Source organism: Paenibacillus sp. P22 (assembly GCF_000469945.2).
Classification (GTDB): Bacteria; Bacillota; Bacilli; order Paenibacillales; family Paenibacillaceae; genus Paenibacillus_O; species Paenibacillus_O humicus.
Genome location: NZ_CBRA020000081.1, coordinates 21,484 through 28,357, shown reverse-complemented (window position 1 = coordinate 28,357; position 6,874 = coordinate 21,484). Strand labels below are relative to the sequence as shown.

Below are 6,874 nucleotides of genomic sequence, written 5' to 3'. Positions count from 1 at the left end.
CGCGGCCAGCGAGTCGGTCGTGCTGCTGCGCAACGAGGCTCCGGGCGGGACCCCGGAATCGCTGCGCAACGAGGCTTCGAGCAGGACTCCGGAACCGCTGGGCATCGGGGCTTTGGACGGGACTCCGGGATTGCTGCGCAACGAGGCTCCGGGCGGTACCCCGGAATCGCTGCCCGAAGAGGCTCAAGGCAAGTCTCCCTTGCTGCCGCTTCCGGCGAAGGGGTCCATCGCGGTCATCGGGCCGCTGGCGGACGAGGCGTTCGTGGATTGGTACAGCGGTACTCCGCCTTACCGGGTAACACCGCTCGCGGGCATCCGGGACCGGCTGGGCTCCGATGGGGAGGCGGTGTTCCATACGGGCTGCGACATCGTCCGGCTGCGCAGCCTGTCGAGCGGTCTATATGTCGGCCAAGCCCGGATATTGGCGGCTGACGAAGAGAACAGCGAGTCAGCCGAACGCTTTGAGCTGACGGATTGGGGATACGGCAATATCACCCTCCGCGCCCTTTCCAGCAGCCTCCTCGTCACGGAAGGCGAGGAAGGGCTGGAGTCCGCAGCGCAGGAAGCCCGCGGCTGGTTCGTGAAGGAGGTATTTTCCATCCTTGAGGGGGAGGAAGGCGTTCTGCTGCTGACCTGGAACGGCACCCCGGTCGGCATGACTCCTGAAGGCAGGCTGATGCCCGTCTCGCAAGAGGGCCCAGAGGTATTCGACGCTGCCGACGCCGCCAATCCCGGTGCCGCCGAGGAGGCGGCAAGGGCCGAGCGCATGAGGCTGCGGCAGAAGCCGTCCGACTCGGAGCGGTTCGCGATTGAGATTGTCAGCCGCGGCCTGGAGACGGCGGCAGCGGCAGCGGCGTCTGCATCGGCTGCCGTCGTCGTCGTCGGCAACCAGCCGTTCATCGGAGGCAAGGAGGACGCCGATCGTCCCGGCCTGGCGCTGGCGGAGTCCCAGCAAGCTCTTATCCGGGCGGTCGCGGCCGCCAATCCGCGGACGGCCGTCGTGCTCGTGAGCAGCTATCCGTTCGCGCTGCAAGGGACGGAGGAAGCCGTTCCTTCCCTTCTTCAGGTGTGCCATGCGGGACAGGAGCTCGGAAGCGCGGTGGCGGGAGCGCTGTTCGGGGATTACAGTCCGGCGGGCCGCCTGCCGATGACCTGGTACCTCTCGGAGGAAGGTCTGCCGTCGCTGTTCGACTACGATGTGATCCGGCAGGGCCGCACGTATCAATATTGGCCGGGCGAGGTGCTGTATCCGTTCGGGCACGGACTGTCCTATTCGGAATTCCGCTACGGCGAGCTGACCGCCGACCGCGAAGCCGTCGCGGGCGGAGAGAGCGTTATCGTCTCGCTTGAGGTCGCCAACGCAGGCCAAACGGCAGCGGACGAGGTCGTTCAGCTGTATGTCCGGGTAGAAGGCTCCCGCGTCAAGCGGCCGCTTCGCAAGCTGGCCGGATTCAAGCGGGTGACGCTGCAGCCGGGAGAGACGGCGACGGTTCCGTTCGAGCTCGACAGCCGGGAGCTGGAGGTGTGGGATGTGACCCGCAGCCGCTTCTCGCTGGAGCGCGGCAGCTGCACGCTGATGGCAGGAGCGAGCTCGGCGGATATCCGCTGCACGGCGGAGCTGGAGATCGCAGGGGAGGAGATTCCGCCTCGCTGCCTGGAGACCTGGATTCCGGCCGTCAGCTACGATGATTGCGGCTCGATCCGCATCGATGCGTGCACGGACGGCGGGGACAGCGCGGCTCCTGCCGGCGGAAGCGGCTGGCTGCTGTACCGCGACTGCCTGCTGCCGGAAGGCGGAGCGGGTTTCGAGGCGTATGCCGCCGGCGCGGAAGCGGGCATGATCGAGCTGCGGCTGGACGGCCCGGAAGGGCTGCTCGTCGGCTTCTGCCCGGTGCCGCGCACCGGAGGCCCGCAGGCCTGGACTCGCCTCACAGGGAAAGTGGAGCTGCCGGCGCTGCCGGAGCGAATGATCAGCAGGCCGCTTGCCATCGTGCTGCGCGGCGATGTCCGCTTATCGCGATTCCGGCTTCAATAAAGCTTGCCAAAAGGCTTGGAAAATAAGGGCTGTACCCGGAAAAGGCGCGACGCTCCGGATACAGCCCCTATTTGGCTTGCCGTCGCGCCGCAATTGGAAAAAAAAAGCCGCCTGCCAGCGGGAGGGCTGACAAGCGGCGTCCTGCCCCTTGCGTCGGAACAGGCAGCCTACGGATTTTTGCGGATGCGCGAGTCGAGCACGAACGGAACCGGCACCCGGGGAGAACCGATCTGGACGACCCGAATGTCATCCGCCGATATGCCTTGCTCCAGCAGCAGCCGCGCGGCCCGGCATGCCGCCACTCCTCCGCCGCTGTGGCCGAGCAGAAGCACCGGTCCGCCCGTATAGGAGCGCTCGAGATCGCGGATCATCGCGCGGGCTCCGATCCGGCTCGGGAGCAGCAGCCGGGTCAGATCCGACCGGACCTCCCATACTTGCCGCCACAGCTTGCGGGAATAATCGCCATAGGGAAACAGCACCTCCATGGTCGCCTCCGTGCCCTGCTCGCCAAAGAGCCGATCCAGCATGCGCCTGCATTCCTGAAACGTGGAAGGATAAGTCGCGACGCCGGCGACCAGATAGACCGTCAACTTGGAAGGCTGCCAAAACGCCACGTCAATCGCCTCCTCTAGAATTAAATTGTAGCATTAACCGGGGAAGCAGCGCCAATACGTCCCCGGCTGCAACGGGCATGAAGCCCGAAATCCCTGTTCTCCGCTGCTGAGTCGAGAGGCTCAAGTCCAACCGCCCCTTCTGTTCCCGGGAAGGAATTCCTGCGGATGAAACGGCGCTGGAAGGCCATACTTTAACTACCACTTCAGGAATCGGGCGGAGGTTGCGTGCCATGATTGTGATCAAGAATGTCCACAAGAAATACGACGACGGCTTCCATGCCCTCAAAGATATCAACCTCGAATTCCGCAAAGGCGAGATGACCGTCCTCATCGGACCGAGCGGCTGCGGGAAATCGACGACGATGCGGCTCATCAACCGCCTCGTCGTTCCGACCAGCGGCTCCATCACGATCGACGGCAAGGACATCGCATCGATCGATCCCGTAGAGCTGCGCCGCAGCATCGGCTACGTCATTCAAAGCGTCGGGCTGTTCCCTCACATGACGATCGCACGCAACGTGGCCACCGTTCCCCGCCTCAAGCATTGGGACAAGGAGCGGATCGCGCGCCGCGTCGACGAGCTGCTCCAGATGGTCGGCTTGAATCCGGATCAATACCGCGACCGGTACCCTTCGGAGCTGAGCGGCGGCCAGCAGCAGCGGATCGGGGTCATCCGGGCTCTGGCGGCCGATCCCGACATCATCCTCATGGACGAGCCGTTCAGCGCCCTCGATCCGCTCAGCCGCGAGCAGCTCCAGGAAGACATGGCGCGGCTGCAGCAGGAGCTGCACAAGACCATCATCTTCGTCACGCATGACATGGACGAAGCGCTCAAGATCGCCGACCGCATCGTCCTCATGAAGGACGGCGAAGTCGTGCAAAGCGATACGCCGGACCGGATTCTGCGCCGGCCGGCCAACGACTTCGTCCGAACCTTCATCGGGCAGAAGCGCTTGGACGCGGGCATGGGACAGGAAGAAGCGCTGCAGCTTGAAGGAGCGAACGCTTCGATCGATTCCCCTTCCGCTTCCGTCAACGACGTCATGGTCACCCAGCCGGCCGTCACCTATCCGAACCGCGGATTGGCCGAAGCGATTTTGACGATGGAACGGCGCAAGGTCGATTCCCTCTATGTCGTGGACCGCCAGCGGCGCCTGCTCGGCAGCGTGTCGATCTACAACGTTCTGGACCGGTACGGCGAAGAGGAAAAGACTGTGTCCGACGTCATGATGCCGGTGCGCTACGTCGTCCAGTCCGGCACTCCGCTGGCGCAGGCCGTTGAGCTGCTCGCCAGCCACCGGCTGCATAACGTTGCTGTCGTGGACGAAGGCGGGCGCTTCATCGGACTTATTACCCGCGGCAGCGTCGTCCGCCACTTGGCGGAGCTGCTGCCGTCGCTCGGCGATGGAGGCGACGGGGAGCGTGAAGGGGATACCGGAACGAGAGGTTACGGCGGTTCCGCGGGGGACAGCGTCTCCGATGCTGGCGGGCAAAGAGCTCTCGGCGGTGAGGAGAGAGATTCTGACGATCAAGGTGCTCGCGGCAGTGCGGAGAGAGAAGTCCGCAAGGGCCAAGAAAGCTTGGGCGAAACCATAGCCCCAGGCGGTCAAGGCGGAGAAGGCGGAGACATCCGCCAGAGCGGAACGGACGCTGAACCGACGGGAACCTCCTCGATCTCCATAAGCCCCGGCAGCAGGGAAAATTCGGATAGCGTCGGACACGGCGGGACGGCGCCGGAGCGTTCCGACGACGAAGGGAAGGATCGTTCATGAGCGGCTTCTTTTCTTTTGTCCGGGACCGCTTTCCCGACATCCTGACCGCGCTGCGCGAGCATCTGGGCATTTCGCTCGCCGCCGTGCTGCTCGGCTGCGCCATCTCGCTGCCGCTCGGCGTGCTGCTCGTCTACAACCGGATCCGCTGGCTGAACAGCGCCGTGTTCTTCGCAGCCAACCTGCTGCAGACGATTCCGAGCCTGGCGCTGCTCGCCATCCTGATTCCGCTCATGGGCATCGGCGTCAAGCCGGCGGTGCTCGCGCTGCTGCTCTACTCCATCATGCCGGTGCTCCGCAACACCTATGAAGGCTTCCGCAGCGTCGATCCCCATGTGCTGGAATCGGCGCGCGGCATGGGCTATTCGTCCGCTCAGCGGCTGCTGCGCGTCCAGCTGCCGCTCGCCGTGCCTTACATCATGTCCGGCATCCGGCTGACGACCGTCTACGTCATCAGCTGGGCCACTCTGGCGACCTTGATCGGAGCCGGCGGCCTCGGACAGCTGATTGTCTCCGGCATGGGCGTCAACCAGCCCTACCTCATCGTCGCCGGTGCGCTCGGTGCGATCGCGCTGTCGCTGGCAGCCGATCTGCTGCTCGGCTGGATTGAAGGCGCCCTGACCCGCCGCTTCGGCTTGAGGGGAGGCGCAGCCGCGTGAGGAGAAGGCATTGGACAGGCATGTCCGTGATTGGGAGGGCGCGCCCTAAGGCGATCAACCCGCCGGGGGATCGGTCCGCGTTCCTTAAGGCGGCAAGGCAGGCGGCACGATCCGCGTTCCTGAAGGCGTCAAGCCGGCCGGAAAAGCCGGAATACTCCGGAAAGGCAGGCCGCATAGCGGCGCTGCCGCTGCTGCTGGCGTTCCTTCTGCTCGCGCCGGGCTGCACAGGCAAGGCGGACCTGCGGATCGGCGCCCAGACTTTTACCGAAACGAAGATTCTGGCCGAAATGTACAAAGCCCTCATTGAACGCAGCACGGATCTGCAGGTGAAGGTCATTCCCGACCTGGCTGCCAGCCCGCTCGTATTCAGCGCGCTCGACAGGGGCGACATCGATCTGGCCACGCTGTATTCCGGCGAGATCTTCAACAACCACTTTCCCGTTGAGCCGACCAAGGATCGCGCCGAGGTGCTGCGCCAAGCCAAGGAAGGCTTCGACAAGTATTTCGGCTTCGACTGGATGGATCCGCTCGGCTTCGAGAACACGTACGCCTTCACCGTCCGGCGCGAGGTCGCGGAGCAGAAAGGTTACAAGAAGATATCCGACATCAAGCCGGATGCCGCCTCCATGCGCTTCGGCGTGGACACTTCCTGGCTGGAGCGGGTCAGCGACGGTTACCCGGCCTTTCAGAAGGCTTACGGCATTTCCTTCGCCAAGTCCTACCCGATGGAGCTCAGCCTCGTTTATTCCGCCGTCAAGAACAAGCAGGTCGACATCGTCCTCGCGTACTCGACCGACGCCCGGCTGAAAGCATTCGATCTGGCCACTCTGGCGGACGACAAGCATTTCTTCCCGCCCTATGACGCGTCGGCCGTCATGCGCAAGGACATGGAAGCCCGCCATCCGGAGATCAAGCAAGCGATTGCCCCGCTGTTCGGCACGATGGACCGCGACACGATGGTGAGCCTCAACTACCAGGTCGACATCGAGAAAAAGAGCGAGCGTGAAGTCGCGCTCGCCTACCTGAAGGAGAAAGGACTGATTCCATAATGCCCGAGCAGCGAGAGACGCTTGCCGACTTCTGGGACTACCTGTACCGCAACCGCGGCCTGCTGTCCGAATATTTCATCCAGCATGTGCAGCTGGTGGCGGCCGGTGTGCTGCTCGCGCTTGCGGCCGGCGTGCCGCTCGGCATCCTGTGCACCAGGAGCAGGCCGCTCGCCCGGATCATCCTGGCGATCACCGGCATCCTTCAGGTCGTGCCGAGCCTAGCGATGCTCGTCCTGCTCATGCTCTGGATGGGTCTGGGCAACACGACCGTCATGGCCGGCCTCTTCCTGTACTCCCTCAACCCGATCGTGCGCAACACCTATGTCGGTCTGCAGCAGGTCGGCAGCAGCTTTCTCGAAGCCGGCCGGGGCGTCGGCATGAGCCGCTGGCAGCTGCTGTGGAGCGTGCGCATGCCGCTGTCGCTGCCCTATATGATGACCGGCATCCGGATCGCGGCCGTCATCGCCATCGGGGTGGCCACGATCGCCCCGCTCGTGGGCGGCGACGGCCTCGGCCGCGAAGTGTATGCCGGCATCAACGGCCAAAATTCGCTGCGCATCTATGCCGGCGCTCTTCCTGCCGCCCTGCTCGCCATCTTCGCCGACATTGTGCTCGGATATGTGCAGCGGCGGTTCGATCCGGCCGACCGGGCTTCGCGCAGGCGGGGCGGCGGCAAGGCGGAGCAGGCGGTGCCGCCGGTGCCCAAGGCGCAGGGCTGATTAAGCCTGCCCTCCCGTTCCTGAGGAGC

General features: G+C 64.6%; 5 protein-coding genes and 1 pseudogene. 5 read left to right on the top strand and 1 reads right to left on the bottom strand.

Annotated features, from left to right (window positions below):
- The coding region (locus BN871_RS12770) for a glycoside hydrolase family 3 protein (protein ID WP_048746409.1) at positions 1 to 2,035 on the top strand (2,035 nt) is incomplete at its 5' end.
- A 167-nt stretch (positions 2,036 to 2,202) separates the two neighbouring features.
- Here the strand turns inward: BN871_RS12770 and BN871_RS12765 are convergent.
- On the bottom strand, positions 2,203 to 2,649 hold the full coding sequence (locus tag BN871_RS12765) for a lipase family protein (RefSeq protein WP_048746406.1): 447 nt from the start codon (positions 2,647 to 2,649) through the stop codon (positions 2,203 to 2,205).
- Between the two features lie 230 nt (positions 2,650 to 2,879).
- Between BN871_RS12765 and BN871_RS12760 the strand changes: the two are divergent.
- The 4 genes and pseudogenes from BN871_RS12760 to BN871_RS12745 form a co-directional block, all read left to right on the top strand.
- Positions 2,880 to 4,049, top strand: a pseudogene (locus tag BN871_RS12760) (betaine/proline/choline family ABC transporter ATP-binding protein); the annotation flags it as partial.
- 368 nt (positions 4,050 to 4,417) lie between these two features.
- The gene (locus tag BN871_RS12755; RefSeq protein WP_048746404.1) at positions 4,418 to 5,077 is read left to right on the top strand and encodes an ABC transporter permease; all 660 of its coding nucleotides are present in this window, start codon (positions 4,418 to 4,420) and stop codon (positions 5,075 to 5,077) included.
- A gap of 20 nt (positions 5,078 to 5,097) precedes the next feature.
- The gene (locus BN871_RS12750) at positions 5,098 to 6,126 is read left to right on the top strand and encodes a glycine betaine ABC transporter substrate-binding protein (protein WP_083436421.1); all 1,029 of its coding nucleotides are present in this window, start codon (positions 5,098 to 5,100) and stop codon (positions 6,124 to 6,126) included.
- Positions 6,126 to 6,845, top strand: coding sequence for an ABC transporter permease (locus BN871_RS12745; RefSeq protein WP_048746401.1), 720 nt, complete (start codon positions 6,126 to 6,128; stop codon positions 6,843 to 6,845). Before BN871_RS12750 ends, BN871_RS12745 begins: the two co-directional genes overlap by 1 nt.
- Positions 6,846 to 6,874: the final 29 nt, after the last annotated feature.